14 protein-coding genes and 1 riboswitch are annotated in these 15,288 nt (G+C 73.0%); of the genes, 8 read left to right on the top strand and 6 right to left on the bottom strand.

What is annotated here, in order from left to right:
• Positions 1 to 409: 409 nt before the first annotated feature.
• Genes ACFVVL_RS25930 through ACFVVL_RS25920 form a run of 3 tightly spaced genes read right to left on the bottom strand, consistent with a single transcriptional unit; the run spans position 410 to position 3,641 of the window.
• Positions 410 to 1,489: a threonine aldolase family protein gene (locus ACFVVL_RS25930; RefSeq protein ID WP_380297816.1), complete on the bottom strand. Its 1,080-nt coding sequence runs from the start codon at positions 1,487 to 1,489 to the stop codon at positions 410 to 412.
• Positions 1,486 to 2,244 (bottom strand): SDR family oxidoreductase, encoded by a 759-nt coding sequence (locus tag ACFVVL_RS25925; RefSeq protein ID WP_380297805.1) that lies wholly within the window; start codon positions 2,242 to 2,244, stop codon positions 1,486 to 1,488. Before ACFVVL_RS25925 ends, ACFVVL_RS25930 begins: the two co-directional genes overlap by 4 nt.
• Positions 2,241 to 3,641: a DUF6421 family protein gene (locus ACFVVL_RS25920; protein WP_380297807.1), complete on the bottom strand. Its 1,401-nt coding sequence runs from the start codon at positions 3,639 to 3,641 to the stop codon at positions 2,241 to 2,243. The genes ACFVVL_RS25925 and ACFVVL_RS25920 overlap by 4 nt, the downstream gene beginning before the upstream one ends.
• Before the next feature lie 373 nt (positions 3,642 to 4,014).
• Between ACFVVL_RS25920 and ACFVVL_RS25915 the strand changes: the two genes are divergently transcribed.
• Together ACFVVL_RS25915 and ACFVVL_RS25910 are read left to right on the top strand one after the other, a co-directional pair.
• On the top strand, positions 4,015 to 4,584 hold the full coding sequence (locus ACFVVL_RS25915) for a DUF5134 domain-containing protein (protein ID WP_387679127.1): 570 nt from the start codon (positions 4,015 to 4,017) through the stop codon (positions 4,582 to 4,584).
• Positions 4,585 to 4,737: 153 nt separating this feature from the next.
• Positions 4,738 to 5,700, top strand: a complete 963-nt coding sequence (locus tag ACFVVL_RS25910) for a M56 family metallopeptidase (RefSeq protein ID WP_380297810.1) — start codon at positions 4,738 to 4,740, stop codon at positions 5,698 to 5,700.
• A 74-nt stretch (positions 5,701 to 5,774) separates the two neighbouring features.
• On the opposite strand, the gene ACFVVL_RS25905 is transcribed toward ACFVVL_RS25910, so the two are convergent.
• Positions 5,775 to 6,206, bottom strand: a complete 432-nt coding sequence (locus tag ACFVVL_RS25905) for a MarR family winged helix-turn-helix transcriptional regulator (protein WP_380297811.1) — start codon at positions 6,204 to 6,206, stop codon at positions 5,775 to 5,777.
• 88 nt (positions 6,207 to 6,294) lie between these two features.
• Between ACFVVL_RS25905 and ACFVVL_RS25900 the strand changes: the two genes are divergently transcribed.
• A complete protein-coding gene (locus ACFVVL_RS25900) occupies positions 6,295 to 7,818 on the top strand; it encodes an MFS transporter (protein ID WP_387679123.1) in 1,524 nt (507 codons plus the stop codon).
• Between the two features lie 262 nt (positions 7,819 to 8,080).
• Positions 8,081 to 8,686: a TetR/AcrR family transcriptional regulator gene (locus ACFVVL_RS25895; protein WP_387679120.1), complete on the top strand. Its 606-nt coding sequence runs from the start codon at positions 8,081 to 8,083 to the stop codon at positions 8,684 to 8,686.
• A 76-nt stretch (positions 8,687 to 8,762) separates the two neighbouring features.
• On the opposite strand, the gene ACFVVL_RS25890 is transcribed toward ACFVVL_RS25895, so the two are convergent.
• Positions 8,763 to 9,629 (bottom strand): helix-turn-helix transcriptional regulator, encoded by an 867-nt coding sequence (locus ACFVVL_RS25890; RefSeq protein WP_350571705.1) that lies wholly within the window; start codon positions 9,627 to 9,629, stop codon positions 8,763 to 8,765.
• 414 nt (positions 9,630 to 10,043) lie between these two features.
• Here ACFVVL_RS25890 and ACFVVL_RS25885 point away from each other — a divergent pair, with 414 nt between their 5' ends.
• The gene (locus tag ACFVVL_RS25885) at positions 10,044 to 10,571 is read left to right on the top strand and encodes an ATP-binding protein (protein WP_380298134.1); all 528 of its coding nucleotides are present in this window, start codon (positions 10,044 to 10,046) and stop codon (positions 10,569 to 10,571) included.
• A gap of 426 nt (positions 10,572 to 10,997) precedes the next feature.
• Here the strand turns inward: ACFVVL_RS25885 and ACFVVL_RS25880 are convergent, their stop codons facing one another.
• The gene (locus ACFVVL_RS25880) at positions 10,998 to 11,252 is read right to left on the bottom strand and encodes a DUF397 domain-containing protein (protein WP_380281362.1); all 255 of its coding nucleotides are present in this window, start codon (positions 11,250 to 11,252) and stop codon (positions 10,998 to 11,000) included.
• 514 nt (positions 11,253 to 11,766) lie between these two features.
• On the opposite strand from ACFVVL_RS25880, the gene ACFVVL_RS25875 reads away from it, so the two are divergent.
• From ACFVVL_RS25875 to ACFVVL_RS25865, 3 genes are all read left to right on the top strand, one after another.
• A complete protein-coding gene (locus tag ACFVVL_RS25875; protein ID WP_380298131.1) occupies positions 11,767 to 12,690 on the top strand; it encodes a hypothetical protein in 924 nt (307 codons plus the stop codon).
• Between the two features lie 766 nt (positions 12,691 to 13,456).
• Positions 13,457 to 13,655, top strand: a riboswitch (cyclic di-AMP (ydaO/yuaA leader).
• Positions 13,642 to 14,898, top strand: coding sequence for a transglycosylase family protein (locus tag ACFVVL_RS25870; RefSeq protein WP_387679115.1), 1,257 nt, complete (start codon positions 13,642 to 13,644; stop codon positions 14,896 to 14,898). It overlaps the preceding riboswitch by 14 nt.
• A 148-nt stretch (positions 14,899 to 15,046) precedes the next feature.
• Entirely contained in the window at positions 15,047 to 15,247 is a 201-nt protein-coding gene (locus tag ACFVVL_RS25865; protein ID WP_380298127.1) for a hypothetical protein, read from the top strand.
• Positions 15,248 to 15,288 lie beyond the last annotated feature (41 nt).

The raw sequence follows: 15,288 nt of genomic DNA, 5'->3' as shown, positions 1-15,288 counted from the left end.
GTTCACACTCGCGTTGAGCGGCACGGCAACCACCGGAATAGGGCGGCCCCGCGCACTGCGTCCTCGCTGTGTTATTTCAAAAGGAATCTCCAACCACGATCCGAAGACCGAGGCCGGGGATGTCAACATATCTGGCGTTGACTTTTGGCACGCTGTTGAGTTCTCAAGGAACGGACGCTTCCATCAGGCGGCTTTCACACCGGCCCTCCGGGCGCTTCGTTCTTTCGTGTTTCCAGCTTATCAGATGTTTTCCGCTCCGTTTTCCGGAGTTTCATTCAGCCGACTTCGCTTTCCGCTTGTCCCCGCTCTCTCGCGGCGACTCCGGAACTGTACGGGGACGAGGACGCCACATGCAAATCGTCCCGCCCTGCTCGCGCAGGACGGGACGATCCGCGGTCCGGAGCCGGCCTCAGGCGCGGCCCATCTCCTCGGCGATGGCCGCCGCGAAGGCGTCGATGTCGGCCTCCGTGGTGTCGAAGGAACACATCCAGCGGACCTCGCCGGTGTGCTCGTTCCAGAAGTAGAAGCGGTAGCGCTTCTGCAGCCGCTCGCTCACCTCGCGCGGGAGGATCGCGAACACCGCGTTGGCCTGGGCCGGGCGCACGACGGTCACCCCGTCGATCGCGCGGACGGCCGTCTCCAGTCGCGTGGCCATCGCGTTGGCGTGGCCGGCGTTGCGGAGGTAGAGGTCGCCGGAGAGCAGCGCCTCGAACTGGACCGAGACGAAACGCATCTTCGACGCGAGCTGCATCGAGGTCTTGCGCAGGAACTTGATGTTCCGGACCTTCTCCGGGTTGAGCACGACCACGCACTCGCCGAACAGCAGGCCGTTCTTCGTACCGCCGAAGGACAGCACGTCGACGCCCACGTCGGTGGTGAAGGCGCGCAGCGGCACGCCCAGCGAGGCGGCGGCGTTGGCCAGGCGCGAGCCGTCCACGTGGACCAGCATGCCGAGCTGGTGCGCGTGGTCGACGATCGCCCGGATCTCCTCCACGGTGTAGAGGGTGCCGAGCTCGGTGCTCTGGGTGATCGAGACCGCGAGCGGCTGCGCGCGGTGCTCGTCGCCGTAGCCCCAGGCCTGCTGGTCGATGAGCTCGGGGGTGAGCTTGCCGTCCGGGGTGGGGACGGTGAGCAGCTTGATGCCGCCCATCTTCTCCGGCGCGCCGCCCTCGTCCACGTTGATGTGGGCGGTGTCGGCGGCGATCACCGCGCCCCAGCGCGGGAGCAGGGCCTGCAGGGCGACGACGTTGGCGCCGGTGCCGTTGAAGACGGGGTACGCCTCGGCCTGCTCGCCGAAGTGGCGGCGGAAGACGTCCTGCAGGTGGGCGGTGTAGTCGTCCTCGCCGTAGGCGACCTGGTGGCCGCCGTTGGCGAGGGCTATCGCGGCGAGGATCTCGGGATGCACGCCGGCGTAGTTGTCGCTGGCGAAGCCGCGGACGGCGGGGTCGTGCCGCCGTACCGCGTCCGTGCTGCCGGAGGGGTCGGTCATCGGGCTGTCAGCCACAGGTGCTGTCCGTTCAGTTCTTCTGCGGGGCGGTCCCAGAGGCCCGCCAGGTGTGCGGCGAGGTCGGCGGTGTCGGTGAAGCCGGCGAACTTGGCGTCCGGCTTCTCGGCCCGCATCTCGGGACTGACCAACGCCTTGATGACCAGGATCGCAGCCGCGGCGGTGGGCTTGCCGTCCTCGGCGGTGGTCTCCTTGCGGAAGGAGTCCGCCATGGCGAGCGTCCAGGCCTCGGTGGCGGCCTTGGCGGCGGCGTAGGCGGCACCGCCCGAGGTGGGCTTATGGGCGGCGGCGGCGGAGATCATCGCGTACCGGCCGGCCTCGCTGCGCAGCAGCGCGGGCTGGAACGCCAGCGAGGTGTGCTGGAGGGTGCGCACGACGGTGTCGTGCAGGAAGTCCCAGTCGTCGATCCGGCTCTCGAAGAAGGTCTTGCTGCCGCGCCAGCCGCCGACGAGGTGGAACACGCCGTCGACGTGGCCGTGCTCGGCCTCCAGGTGGTCGGCCCAGTCGTGGACCTCCTGCGGGTCGAGGAGGTCGATGACCTGGCCGCTGATCCGCGCTCCGCGCACGGCGACGCGGACGGTGTCGAGCGCGGTCTCCAGGCGCTGGGCGTCGATGTCGGCGCCGATGACGGTGGCGCCGTCGGCCGCGAGGCGGCGCAGCACGGCCTGGCCGGCCGGGCCGCTGGCTCCGGCGACGGCGATGACCTTGCCGGTCAGCGGTCCCTTGGGTGCGGTGGTCACGCGGCAGCTCCCTGCAGGCCGGCGCCGGTGATGCCGGCGGTCGAGGCGATGACGCCGCCGAGCTTCTTCGAGAGGGCCTCGTAGAACATGCTCAGCGGGAACTCGTCGGGGAGCACAGCGTCGCACAGGGCCTTGTTGAGCGCCTTGGGGTCGGTGAGGTCGAACGGCAGCGCCTCGGTGCCCTTGGCCCAGGTGGAGGCGGGGTGCGGGGTGAGGTAGCGGGAGACCAGCTCGTAGGCGGCGACCCAGTGGGCCGGCTTGGGGCGATCGATGCCGTCGCGGTAGAGGGTCTCGATCTCGGCGCAGAGCGCGTTGGTGACCTGCGGGGCGCGGTCCCAGTCGATGCTCAGGCGGTTGTCGCGCCACTGCAGGGCGTTGTGCTTGTGCAGGTAGGCGAAGAGCAGCTGGCCGCCCATGCCGTCGTAGTTGCGCACGCGGTCGCCGCTGAGCGGGAAGCGGAAGAGGCGGTCGAAGAGGACGGCGTACTGGACGTCGCGGGCGTGCTCGTTGCCCTCGGACTCCAGCTGCACCGCCTCCTTGAAGGTGGTGAGGTCGCAGCGGAGCTCCTCCAGGCCGTACATCCAGAACGGGCTGCGCTGCTTGATCATGAAGGGGTCGAACGGCAGGTCGCCGTGGCTGTGGGTCCGGTCGTGGATGAGGTCCCAGAGCACGAAGGTCTGCTGGGTGCGCTCCTGGTCCCCCAGCAGGCTTTCGGCGTCGGCGGGGATCTCCAGGCCGAGCAGGTCGACGGCGTTGGAGGTGACGACGCGGAAGCGGGCGGCCTCGCGGTCGCAGAAGATGCCGCCCCAGGTGAAACGTTCCGGCGCCTTGCGCACGGCGACGGTCTCGGGGAAGAGGACGGCGGAGTTGGTGTCGTAGCCGGCCGTGAAGTCGGTGAAGGTGATCGGCACGAACATCGGGTTGTCGAAGCGGGTGCGCTCCAGCTCGGCGAGCCACTCGGGCCAGACGACGTTCAGCAGGACGGCTTCGAGGTTGCGGTTCGGGTTGCCGTTCTGGGTGTACATCGGGAAGACGACCAGGTGCTGCAGGCCGTCCTCGCGCTGGTCGGCGGGCTGGAAGGCGAGCAGCGAGTCCAGGAAGTCGGGCTCCCGGTAGCCGGTGTCGGCCCACTTGGCGAGGTCGGCGTCGACGGCGGCCAGGTAGGCGGCGTCGTGCGGGAAGTGCGGGGCCAGCTCCGCGACGGCGGTGCGCACGGTGGCGACCAGCGGGTCGACGGTGTGGCGCTGCACGGCCGACAGGTCGATGGAGCCGTCCTTGGACTGCAGCGGGCGCAGGTTCTCGACGGCCTCCTTCAGTCGCAGCCAGGCCGGGTGCTCGGCGAGGTTCTGGGCCGGGGCGTCGGCCGCCACAGCGAGCCTTGGCGAAAGATTCTGCATCGTGGACTCACTTCGACAGGAGGGTTTTCAACGAGACCACCATAAGTACGAAAGGTTCTTCTGTTCAAGGGGGGGCTTGGCGACGGATCTTCGGCGGCCCGCCCTGCGGGCGCGAGCGGCGGGCGGGCGAACGGTCCGCGGGACCTTCCGGACGCGGCCGGACGAAGGCCCCCAAGCCGACCATGCCGCGCGTGCCGGGGCGCCGCCACCGGGGGCGGCGGGCGACGCCGGACGCGAAGCGGCCGACCGGCGCGGGGCCGCCGGGCGCTGCGCGACGGGCACCTCCGTGCGCCCCCGTTCGCGCCCTGCTGCCCGGGGCGGCGGGCGGCGACCGTGGACCGAACGCCCGTCCGCGCCGCCCGGGAGGCCGACGTTGCACGGTCCGAACCTGGTCAGCTGGCTGCTCGCCGTCCTCGGCGCGGCCTCCGGGGGCTACTGCCTCTCCCGGCTGCGCCGCACGCCGTGCGCACCGGCGCGGGGGCGGGCCGCGCCCGCCGGTCCGCGGCTGCGCACCCACGAGTCGGATCTCGCCGAGGGACTGATGGGCTGCGGGATGGCGGCCATGGCGGTGACCGGGACGGCGGTGCCGGGCGAGGTATGGGCCTGGGTGTACGGTCCGCCGGCGGTGCTCCTGCTGCTCGCGGCCGTCCGCCGCCCGGCGCGGCGCGCGCACCGGCTGCACCACGCGGTGGGCGCGCTGGCGATGACGTACATGGCGCTGGTGATGGCGGCGGCGCCCGGCCACGCCGGTCATCACGCGGCGCCGGGCTGGCCGGCGCTGACCGGTGTGCTGCTCCTCTACTTCGGGGGGTACGCGCTGTGGTCCGGCAGCCGGCTGCTGAGCGGGCCGGGCGGTGCGGTGCCGGCGGTCTCGGCCGGGCTGCCGCGGGCCTGCCGGCTGTCGGTGGTGATCGGCATGTTCGCCATGCTCCTGACCATGTAGCGGTCGCGCGCCGCATGCGGAACCCGCCGCGCCGCCGCGTCGCCGTGGCGTTGGTCACTGGCCGGCCGGAATGCGTACCACCGCGCCCCGGCAGCGCATAAGTTGGCGGGAAGCGCACTGTCGCGCTCCGTGCGTCCTCGGGGAGCCCATGCCATGACGGCCCTGCTCGGCCTGCTGCTGCTCGGACTGCTGCTCGCGACGGCCGCCCCGCGGCTGCTGGCCCGGGCGCGCTGGGTGGAACGCGAACCGGTGCTGGCGCTGCTGGTCTGGCAGTGCCTGGTGGTGGCCGTGCTGCTGTGCTGCGCGCTGAGCCTGGTGCTCGCCGCGATGGCCGCCCTCCCCGCGCTGCGCTCGGTGCTGTTCTCCGGCGCGCCCACCGGGGTGGAGGCCGCGTACGGGTTGCACAACGCCGAGGGCTGGGGCCGGCTCTGCGCGGCGGTGCTGGCGGCGGGCGGGCTGCAGACGGTGCTGGCGCTGACCCGGGAGGTCCGTACGGCGAAGGCGCTGCGCGACCGGCGGCACGCCCAACTCGCCCAGCTGTCACCGCCGTTGCCGGAGTCGATCGAGCCGTCCTCGGGCCACGGCGCCCGGCCGCGCCGGGAGCGGCTGGTGGTGCTGGAGAACGTCCGTCCGGAGGCGTGGTCGCTGCCGGGGCACGAATCCCGGCTGGTGGTGACCACCGGGGCGATGCGGCAGCTGACCGACCGGGAGCTGGCGGCGGTTCTCAGCCACGAGCGCGGGCACGTCCGGGCCCGGCACCACTGGCTGGCCCAGGGTGCCCAGGCGCTCGCCTCGGGGTTCCCGGGGGTCGGGGTGTTCAGCGCCTTCCGGGACCAGGTGGGCGAGCTGGTGGAGCTGGCGGCGGACGACCGGGCGGCGCGCCGGCACGGGCGGCACACCACGGCCCTGGCGCTGGCCGAGATCAATCTGGGGCGCGGGGTGTTCGGCTCCTGCCCGCCCGGGCTGGCGCAGTCGCCGAAGCGGGTGGACCGGCTGCTGGCGGGGCGGCCGCGGCTGTCGGTGCCGAGCCGGCTGCAGCTGACCCTGGCCGCCCTGGCGGCTCCCGCCGCGGTCGTCGTGCTGGCCGCCGCGCCGGGCCTGCTCGCCCTGCGCTGAGCGCCGGCCGGCGCCGGAGGATCCGTGCACCGGGCCCGTGAACTCTCGGGCCCGGAGAGCGGGTTGACGCGACGTCAGCCGGTGGCCGGCCCGCAGCCGGGCGCCGGGTCGTCGGCCAGGGTGAGCGAGAGCACCTCGCGGTGCAGGGCGCGCGCCTCGGTGTAGCGCCGGTGCCCCTCGCCGGTCAGCGCGACGTTGATGCCGCGCCGGTCGTCGGCGCACATCGCGCGGGTGACCAGTCCGGCCTTCTCCAGCCGGCCGATCAGCCGGGAGAGCGCGCTCTGGCTGAGGTGCACGGTGGGGGCGAGCTCCTGGACCCGCAGCCCGCCGCCGGTGCCGTCGCAGCCCTCGACCAGGCGTTCCAGCACCTCGAACTCGCTCATGCCGAGCCCGTGTTTCTCGCCGAGCTCGCGGTCCAGCAGGCAGGCGGTCTGGGCATGCCGGGCCAGCAGGTCGCGCCACTGGGCGACCAGACCTGCCTCCGCCGGGGAGTCGAGTTCAGCCACGCCGCCACGGTATCACAGGCGACCACAATTACTGCGTTAACATCTTATTCACTTGCATTGGATGCATGTGCATGTAGTCTCTTGCGCCATGACCACAGCGACCGCCGCGACACCCGACGCACCGTCATCTGCCGGGGCCCACTGGACTCCCCGCCTCTGGGGCACGCTGATCGTGCTCTGCGCCGCGCTCTTCCTGGACGCCCTGGACGTCTCGATGGTGGGCATCGCCCTCCCGTCCATCGGCTCCGAACTGCACCTGTCCACCTCCACCCTCCAGTGGGTGGTCTCGGGCTACGTGCTCGGCTACGGCGGCCTGCTGCTGCTCGGCGGCCGCACCGCCGACCTGCTCGGCCGCCGCCGGGTCTTCCTGACCGCGCTCGCCGTCTTCGCCGCCGCCTCCCTGCTCGGCGGCCTGGTCGACGACGGCGGCCTGCTGATCGCCGCCCGCTTCCTCAAGGGCGTCGCGGCCGCCTTCACCGCCCCGGCCGGCCTGTCGATCATCACCACGACGTTCCCCGAGGGCCCGGCCCGCAACCGGGCGCTGTCGATCTACACCACCTGCGGCGCCAGCGGCTTCTCGCTCGGCCTGGTGCTCAGCGGACTGCTCACCTCGGTCGGCTGGCGCTGGACCTTCCTGATGCCGGTCCCGATCGCGCTGATCGCCCTGGCCTTCGCCGTGCGGCTGCTGCCCCGCCCCGTCGAGGAGAAGGCGCACGGGCGCTACGACGTGCTCGGCGCGATCACCGGCACCGCCGCCGTGCTGCTGCTGGTCTTCACCGCCACCGAGGCGCAGGGCGCCGGCTGGCTCAGCCTGCGCACCCTGGGCTCGCTGGCCGCCGTGGTGCTGCTCGTGGCGGCCTTCCTGGTGACCGAGAGCCGCACCGCGCACCCGCTGGTCCGCCTCGGCATCTTCCGCAACGGCGGGGTCGCCCGGGCCAATGTGATCGCCTTCGCGATGGCCGGCGCGTACGGCGGCTTCCAGTTCGTGGTCACCCTCTACCTGCAGGACCTGCTCGGCTGGTCGGCCCTGGCGATGGCGCTCGGGCTGCTCCCGGCCGGTGCGATGATCGCCCTCTCGGCGCCGTTCATGGGCCCGGTGGTGGACCGCTTCGGCACCGGCCGGCTGCTGCCGATCGGCCTGCTCGCCCTGGTCGCCGCCTTCGCCCTGTTCCTGCGGCTGGACGAGCACAGCTCCTACCCGGCCCTGGTGCTGCCCTCGATCGTCCTGCTGGGCATCGGCTTCGCGCTGGCCTTCCCCTCGGTGAACATCGCCGCCACCGACGGGGTGGCCGACGAGGAGCAGGGGCTCGCCTCCGGACTGGTGAACACCGCGATCCAGGTGGGCACCGCGGTCGTGCTGGCCGGCGCCACCGCGATCATCACCGCCGGCAACGGCGGGGGCACCAGCGCCCAGGCCCAGCTGGACGGCTACCGGCCCGCACTGCTCTTCGTCACCGGGGTCGCGCTGATCGGCCTGGTGATCGCCGTCACCGGCGCCGTGCTCGACCGGCGGAAGAAGGCAACTCCCCGTCCGGTGCCGGACTATGATTATCCGTCAGTAAGCCGGGAAGGCCTGGCCGAGGAGCGTGGCGAGGTCCTCAGCAAGAGCTGACCGGCGAGCGCCGGACGACGGCAGGGACCCCGGACGGGGACTCCCGGCGCCGCGGTCCGGCCCTCGCCGAGGAGCAGGGCGCCGGCTCTACCAAACCCCCGTGTTGGTAGGGCCGGCGCCTCCGTACGATCCGAACCCGTCCGCCCGGCCAGGGGCCGGCCGCCGGGGTTCGGTCGGCGGCCGGGCCAGTATATTGGCCGCCAGCCAACGAACGTACGGAGCAGACACGATGGCACCTCGCGGGGATTCGGTCAATGAGGAGATGCGACAGCGCTCCCGGCGACGCATCATGCGGGCCACCGTCGAACTGGTCGACCAGCGTGGATACGCCGGCACCACGCTGACCGACATCGCCGAGCGGGCCGGGCTCGCCCGCGGCCTGCTCTCCTACTACTTCGACGGCAAACGGCTGCTGATGCAGTCCGCGACCCACCGGATGATGCACCAGACGCTCTCCGCCGCACTCGACGAGCTGGACCCCGGCGCGGGCCCGGAGGCCCGGCTGGCCCGGGCCATCGACGCGGTGCTCGGCCTGGCCATGGACCACCCGCGGGTGATGCGCTCGCACCTGGCGCTGATCCTCGACCCGGACACCGGCGCCTTCGTCCAGGACCCCGAGCAGCAGCGGCTGGGCACCATCCTCCAGGAGCTGCTGCGCGACTGGGGGGCGCCGGACCCGGTGGCCGAGCACGCGGTGCTGCGCAGCGCGCTCATGGGCGGCTGCATAGGCGTGCTGCTGCCCGGGGCGGAGCTGCCGCTGGCCCCGATCCGCGCCGACCTGTTCCGCCGTTACGACCTGCCCTGGCAGCTGGGCCGCCCGCCGCAGCCCCTCCCCCCGGAACGGGAGCGGCCGCCGGCCCGCGGCTGACCCGCGGCGGCCGGCGGCCGCTCCCCCGTCGTGCTCCGGTCGCCGCCCGGTCTCCCGGCCGTCTCCCGGCTCCCGCTCAGCGTTCCTTCAGGATCGAGGCCAGCAGGTCGATGGTGCGCTCGGGCGTGAGACTGTCCACGCAGAGCCGCTCCATGACCTGGATGTAGGCGTCCACGTCGTCGCGCTTGTCCAGGTACAGCGCGCTGGTCAGCTGCTCCAGGTAGACCACGTCGGCGAGATCCTGCTCGGGGAAGCGCAGGATGGTGAACGCACCGGACTCACCGGCGTGGGCGCCGAAGCGGAACGGCATGACCTGGATGACGACGTTGGCCTGCTCGGCGGCGTCGATCAGGTACTGGACCTGGCCGCGCATGACCTGGGGCCCGCCGACCGGCCGGCGCAGCGCGGCCTCGTCGATGACCGCCCAGAGCCGCGGGCTGTTGCCCTCGGTGAGCAGCTTCTGACGGCGCATGCGCAGGCTGACCCGGCGCTCGACCTCCTCCTCGCTGATCACCGGCCGACTCTGGCCGAAAACCGCCCGTGCGTACTCCTCGGACTGGAGCAGGCCGGGGACGAATTGGACCTCGTAGGTACGGATGAGGGCAGCGGCCTCCTCAAGGCCGACATAGGTCTGGAACCATCCCGGCAGGACGTCGTTGAAGCTGTGCCACCAGCCCGACTTGTTCGCCTCGCGGACCAGGCCGAGCAGTGCCTCGCGTTCGAGGCCGTCGTCCACGCCGTAGAGGCTGAGCAGGTCGGCGACGTCACGTTCCTTGAAGCTGACCCGGCCGAGTTCCATGCGGCTGATCTTGGACTCGGAGGCGCGAATCGCGTAGCCCGCGTCCTCGCGGGTGATGCCGCGCGTCTCGCGGAGCCGGCGCAGCTGGGAGCCGAGGAGGATCCGGCGGACCATCGAGCCGCCGCCCGGCTGAACTGTGGTCATGCGGTCCTAACCTCCACCTAGGGCAAACAGCGCACAGTCTGCCATCAGTTGAGCGCTCACGGTGCCGATACTGACGGATGTTCCTATCAGTTCTGCACTCCGCACACCAGGATGCACGTGCATCCGGCGCTTGCATATGCCATTTGAACGACTGCACGTGAATCGACTCTTGCATCTGCAGTGAGCGCAGAGCACGATGGTGCACGTGCACCTGCACATCCCTGGCAATCCCGCGGGCTCCGCGTCGACCCCACGCGCGATTCCGTGCACCGGCCCGGCAGCGCCCCCGCGCCTCCGGGCCCTCGTGCGCGCGCGCCTGGTCGAGGGGCGGCCGCGCGGCCGAGCGAGTCGGAGGTGACCGGCATGACCCCGGCGGGTCCAGCCGTGTCCGCCCCCTTATGGGAGGAGCTCTTCATGAGCACCGGAACGGCCTTGGCAGTCGACCCCCTTGTGGTCACCTGTACGCTCGCTCCCCGCTATGAGGCTGTCAGAACCGCGCGCGACTTCGCCAGGACCGCCCTGCAGCGGTGGGGGCTGGGCGAGCTCTTCGACGACGTCGCGCTGGTGGCATCGGAGCTGGTGACCAACGCGCTGCGGCACGCGATCGGCGCGTGTCCCGGTGCGGCGGACGACTACGACTTTCCCACGCAACCGACGGTGGAGAGCCGGCTGCCGATCCGAATAAGCCTCGTGCACCGTGCGCCCCAGGTGGTCTGCGCGGTGAGCGACCCCAGCAGCACCGGCCCGGTGGCCCGGGAGGCGGACTTCGTGGCGGAGTCCGGCCGGGGACTGCACCTGGTCGACTCGTTCAGCCGCTCCTGGGGCTGGCACCCGCTCGGCAGCGGCAAGGTCGTCTGGGCCCTGTTCGAGGCGGAGGAGGCCCTGCGGCCGGCCCCCGTCCAGGTCACGGAGTTCGGCGGACGGCACCGGCGCTCGGCCTGAGCGACCGACTGGTGAACCGGGGAACCGGGGAACCGGGGAACCGGGGAACCGAAGGATTCAGGGAACCACCACAGCACGGCGAACGGCACCCCGGCAGCGGCGACCGGCGACCCTCGGGCAGCGGGCACCGGCAGCCCCCGGCGGTGGCGCCCCCCTCCTCCGATCCGCGTGCGGCGGCTCGGCACGGCGGCGGCGCACGGGAGCCGTGGCGTTCCCGGCCCGCCCGGCGGCACGGATCGCGGGCGGAGGTGCGGATTCCCGGGCGCAGGCACGGACGGACCCCGTCCGGAAGGGCTTTCCGGAGCAGGACCTCCGGGACTCCCGCGCCTCCAGGACTCCCGGGCCTCCGGGACTCCGGACAAAGACAAAGGCCGTCGTGGTGTCAGCACCCACGACGGCCCCCCGATTGGTGAAGCCGGCGGCCGGTCAGACCGCCAGGTGGTCGAACTCCCCGTCCTTCGCCCCCAGGAGCAGTGCGGCGATCTCGGCGCGGGTGTAGATGAGCGCCGGACCGTCCGGGAAGCGCGAGTTGCGCATCGCCACTTCGCCCCCCGGGAGGGCGGCGAACTCGACGCAGTTGCCCTGCGAGTTGCTGTGCAGGCTCTTCTGCCAGACCACGCCCTCCAGGTCGGTGGCGGCCATCCCGTTGTACGTGTCGTACGTGTCGTGCGTGTCGTGCATAGAAATCTCCCGAAGAGCTCCGGAGTGGGTCGTTCAGCTCGGCGCCCCGGCCCCGGCCGAACGGACGGGCCGGCCCCGTACCGGCCCGGCACAACGCCTCACTTGACGTGATGATAGCTCCAGTGCACGTGCATCAGCACGGGACGTTGCAGGTGCACGGCCTTTTCGACACCGAACCGGAACTCTTCACGCGGCACCCGCCTGACGGTACGTAAACGGACATAGCCGACTGAATCGGCAAGGGGCCGATAACCGCCCGTAGGCGGCCACCCGCCGATTGTTGATCTTCGAACGCCGGGAGTCGTCCTTCCGTGACCCTCCGTCAGGCCGCGCGGGCGCTGTGAGACATCTCACGCGCGGGAGCGGCAACGCGGTTCCCGTTCCGGCGCATCTGAAGGGGTACCGGGAGAACTGCCGCCCCGGGGCCGGTTATGTCCGGTTTTCACGGCGGCCCTCCCGTCCGGTTCGGCAGCCGACTGCGGAGCGGGTGGAGCGATGTCCTACGATCTCCGCCATGAGCACCGCAGCCATCCCGGGCGCGCCACTGCCCGTCCGCACTCCAGGCTCCCGTGCGCGGGGGCGCCACCGCCGTCCCGAGCGCCCCGAGATCCCGTCCGGTTCCCCGGCCCTGCTGCTCGCCGTCCCCGCGGCCGCCGGGCCGGACTCCCGGTCCGTCGTCGAGGAGCTGCTGTCCATCGTCCGCAGCGAGCAGAACGGCGTCCGGACGGTCGCCGGCTACCTCCCCTCCGGTGACACCGACGTCGAGGCGGACGGCGAGCGCACCGTCGCCGAGCTGCTGGCCGAGGCCGCCGAGGCCGGACTGCCCGCGCCGGTCGTGGTGCCGCTGGTGCCCGGCCCGCACGACTTCCTCCCCGCGCTGCACGGGCTCGCCGCCGAGTTCGGCGCCCCCGTCACCGACGCGCTGGGCCCGCACCCGCTGCTCGCCGAGGCCGTGCACGTCCGCCTCTCCGAGGCCGGGCTGGCCCGCGCCGACCGGGCCCGGCTGTTCGCCATCGCGACCGCCGCCGACGGCGTGGTGCTCACCACCGTCGGCGGGCAGGCCGCGGCCGACGCCGCCGGGATCACCGGCATGCTGCTGGCCGCCCGGCTCGCCGTGCCGGTCGTCGCCGCCGCACTGGACGTGCCCGGCTCGGTCGCCGACGCCGTCGCCCACCTCAAGGAGATGGGTGCCCAGAACCCGGCGCTGGCCCCGCTGGTGATCGGCCCGGAGGCGGACGCCGAGCTGCTCGCCACCGCCGCCGAGGAGTCCGGCTGCCCCTCGGCCGCACCGGTGGGCGCGTACCAGGCGGTCGGCCAGCTGGTCGCCTCCACCTACCTGGCCGCGCTGCCGGCCGTCGACGCCGAGGCCCTGGCCGGGGAGGCCGGCGCCGCGGAGGAGGGCGGCCCGCGCGCCGCCGGGCGCCACGCCGCCCAGTAGCCCCGCTCGCCCGGAGGGCCCGGAACGGACGCACCGTTCCGGGCCCTCCGGCGTTCCCGGGAGACGGCCCTGCGGCGGCGTCCTGCAGCAGGACGGTCCCGGGGGCCCGCCTGCGGTCCGGCGGCGGCCTGCTGCCGCCCAACTCACGCCGGGGGGCCTCAGGATGACGGCAGCTCCGCTGACGGCCCGGATGCTGACGGCGTCGCAGGCGGCGGCGAAGCCCCCGGTCGGGCGTGCCGGCGCCGGCACCGGCCACCTTCCCGTCGTCGCCCCGGGGGGCTTCTCGTGGATCCCGGAGAGGAAGGCTCGGGGCGTCGACGTGGCCGGGGGCGAGGGCGCCACGGCTCTCGACGGTGCCGCCGATCGCCGCCGGGGGGGGGTGGCGGCGGCGCGCCGGCGCCGGAGGGCCGGGCGAGTCGGGCCAGTTGGGGATGGTTCGGGCGTGATGTCCGTTCTGCGGAGCTTTGCCCGACGGTGCACTCCGCACGGCCGGGTGGCCGGGCGGGAGCGCCCGGCTCCTCGTCGGCGCCCGCCGGTGCACGGCCCTCCCCCGGGACGGCTGCGGCACGGCGGACCGGCGCGGGCACCCTGAGGCACAGGCAGGTGCGTTGACCGCGAACGGCGTTGCGGGAAATCGGTCATTTCTGATCATGAAGGACAGCCGGCGGGCATGCGTTTCGCAAACCGTGACGAGCGTCACACATGTTTGCGGTTTGAACGCGCCTCTGCTTAACGTGCTCCCCGTTCGTGGCCACACGGACCCAGCACGTCCGCGACGCCGAGTCCTGCCGTCGGGCGTGCTGGCAGCGCAATGCACCACGGCAGGAGCGGGGGAACCACAGGTAGTTCGCCCAGGACCGGTCCACGGACCGGCCCCGGGCTAGGGGTGAAGCCGCGTCCACAGCGCGGCCGGGCAACTCCAGCCCGAATCCGACAGCTCACCTCGCAGGCGTGGGAGAGGACCGCGTCTTCATGCTGCCCACCAACGGCACCCGACTGTCCGGCCGTACCCGTCGCGCGATCGCCGCCCTCGGCGTCGCGGGCATCGGCCTCACCATCCCCTGCCTGACCGCCGGCACCGCCTCGGCCGCCTCCATCGCCACCTGGGACAAGGTCGCCCAGTGCGAGAGCGGCGGCAACTGGAGCATCAACACCGGCAACGGCTTCTACGGCGGCCTCCAGTTCACCAACTCCACCTGGGCCGCGTTCGGCGGCACCGCGTTCGCCGCGCGTGCCGACCTCGCCACCAAGGACCAGCAGATCGCGACCGCCGAGAAGGTCCTGGCCGTACAGGGCCCCGGCGCCTGGCCGGTCTGCTCGGTCCAGGCCGGTCTCACCAAGGGCGGCACCCCGGCCTCGGTGGACACCTCCGTCGCCGCGGGGCCGGCCACCAAGGCCCCGGCCCGGACCCCGGCCACCGAGCCGGCCGCCAAGCCCGCCGAGAAGCCCGCCGCGCAGCAGCAGGCCGCCGAGCCCGCCGCCGCCCCGCAGGCGGCCCAGGGCGACCGGCAGTGGCGTCAGCAGACCGGTCAGCAGGCCTCCCGGGACTACACCGTGGTCGCCGGCGACTGGCTGTCCACCATCGCCGACCGCAACCAGGTCCAGGGCGGCTGGCAGCGGCTCTACGAGCTCAACCGCGCCACCCTGACCGACGGCCCGCACGCCATCTACCCGGGCCAGCACCTGACCCTCGGCGAGCGCGCCACCGGGCAGGGCTTCGACTGGTTCAACCGCGGCCAGGGCGGCACGCAGGCCCCGGCCCAGGGCCCGGCCCAGACCCCGGCCACCAAGCCGGCGAGCAAGCCCGCCGCGCAGGCCGAGGCCCCCGCCCCGGCCCCGACCGCCACCGGCAGCATGGCCGCGGCCGTCGCCTTCGCCCAGTCGAAGGTCGGTCAGGCCTACGTCTACGGCGGCACCGGCAACGGCGGCTGGGACTGCTCCGGGCTGACCCAGGCCGCGCTGCGCGCCGCGGGCGTCTCCGTCCCGCGCGTCGCCGCCGACCAGGCCGCCGCCTCCACCCACGTCGCGCTGGACGCCCTCAAGCCGGGCGACCTGCTGTTCTGGTCCAACAACGGCAAGGACTCCGGCGTCTACCACGTCGCGCTCTTCATCGGCGACGGCAAGTACGTCGAGGCCGCCAACCCGAGCTCGGGCGTGCGCGTCCAGACGCTCGCCAACTGGGCCCCGGACTTCGCCGGCCGGGTCTGATCCCCGCACGCCGCCGCCCCCGGGGAGAGTCCGGTCGCTCCTCCCCGGGGGCGGCGGCGTGCCCCGGCGGGTCCGGACGCCGGACGGCCATGGTCAAACCGGGGTCGCGACGGGCATGCTGCTGCCCTGCACCCGAGAAGGAGTCACCATGGCCCAGGTCACCGTCTCGCTCGACGCCAACCTCGCGATCGACGTGATGATGCTCTCCGGCACCAAGAGCCCGCAGGACGCCGTCGAACTGATCCTCCGCGACTACCTGGAGCGGGGCCGGCGCACCGAGACCCGCACCGGTGACGCCGCCGACGGCCACCGGGTCACCCAGGACCGCCCGACCGTCCAGGAGGGCTGAGCCGGAACGCCGCGGGGCCCGGGAGCAGCGTGCTCCCGGGC

Source organism: Kitasatospora sp. NPDC058115, from assembly GCF_042884635.1.
Taxonomy (GTDB): domain Bacteria; phylum Actinomycetota; class Actinomycetes; order Streptomycetales; family Streptomycetaceae; genus Kitasatospora.
Note: the sequence above shows the minus strand (reverse complement) of the source record. Positions and strands in the feature narration are given on the sequence as shown.

Bases quoted from the DNA above. Each gene is read 5' to 3' on its own strand.
- ACFVVL_RS25875 (WP_380298131.1), top strand. From the start codon at position 11,767: ATGAGCACCGCAGCCATCCCGGGCGCGCCACTGCCCGTCCGCACTCCA.
- ACFVVL_RS25895 (WP_387679120.1), top strand. From the start codon at position 8,081: ATGCGACAGCGCTCCCGGCGACGCATCATGCGGGCCACCGTCGAACTG.
- ACFVVL_RS25865 (WP_380298127.1), top strand. From the start codon at position 15,047: ATGGCCCAGGTCACCGTCTCGCTCGACGCCAACCTCGCGATCGACGTG.
- ACFVVL_RS25930 (WP_380297816.1), bottom strand. From the start codon at position 1,489: ATGACCGACCCCTCCGGCAGCACGGACGCGGTACGGCGGCACGACCCC.
- ACFVVL_RS25910 (WP_380297810.1), top strand. From the start codon at position 4,738: ATGACGGCCCTGCTCGGCCTGCTGCTGCTCGGACTGCTGCTCGCGACG.
- ACFVVL_RS25880 (WP_380281362.1), bottom strand. From the start codon at position 11,252: ATGCACGACACGCACGACACGTACGACACGTACAACGGGATGGCCGCC.
- ACFVVL_RS25890 (WP_350571705.1), bottom strand. From the start codon at position 9,629: ATGACCACAGTTCAGCCGGGCGGCGGCTCGATGGTCCGCCGGATCCTC.
- ACFVVL_RS25885 (WP_380298134.1), top strand. From the start codon at position 10,044: ATGAGCACCGGAACGGCCTTGGCAGTCGACCCCCTTGTGGTCACCTGT.
- ACFVVL_RS25920 (WP_380297807.1), bottom strand. From the start codon at position 3,641: ATGCAGAATCTTTCGCCAAGGCTCGCTGTGGCGGCCGACGCCCCGGCC.
- ACFVVL_RS25900 (WP_387679123.1), top strand. From the start codon at position 6,295: ATGACCACAGCGACCGCCGCGACACCCGACGCACCGTCATCTGCCGGG.